The organism is Vibrio sp. Y176, assembly GCF_033438945.1.
The window spans coordinates 1-632 of record NZ_JAWOQS010000708.1 but is presented as its reverse complement, the minus strand read 5'-3'; the positions used below and the strand labels follow the sequence as shown (position 1 = coordinate 632).

1 protein-coding gene is annotated in these 632 nt (G+C 46.8%); it reads left to right on the top strand.

All coding sequences use genetic code 11. From position 1 onward, the window contains the following. The coding region (locus tag R7O13_RS28195; protein ID WP_318305364.1) for an EAL domain-containing protein at positions 1–632 on the top strand (632 nt) is incomplete at both ends.

Sequence of the window (632 nt, the reverse complement as noted above, 5' to 3'; positions counted from 1 at the left end):
TCTGGCGTTCGCAGCAACACGCATATTTGCAACGCTAAAGACATCGAAGTCAGTGAAGATGTACGTAAAGAGCAACTAGGGTGGTTGAGTTGCGTCAGCCGCGCGATTCTCAAGCAGAACATTATTACGTATAGCCAACCGATTGTGCACGCTTACAGTCATCTTCCTGCCAGCCAAGAATGTCTGGTGCGGATTTTAGAAGAAGACGGAACAGTGATTGCTCCAGGGCGATTTTTACCGATCATCTCAGACACGCATTTGTACACCAGATTGAGTCGTCACATGATCCGCTCGACGCTGCATTACATGCGAGATAAGAAAGGGGATGTCTCGATTAACCTGTCTCCGCAAGATTTGTTGAGCGACAAAACGTTGATGTTGCTGGAGCATGAAATCAGCCAGTTGAATGACCCGACGCGGATAGGGCTGGAAGTGCTGGAGTCTGAACAGATTAAAGATTACGGTCGTATGATAGAAGTGTGCAGCCATTTCAGAAAACTGGGTGCGCGCATTATCGTGGACGATTTTGGTTCTGGATACTCCAATATTGATGAGATCTTAAAGTTAGAGCCGGAAGTGATAAAGCTGGATGGCAGCTTGATTCGAGACATCGATAAGGATTTAAAGCAGCG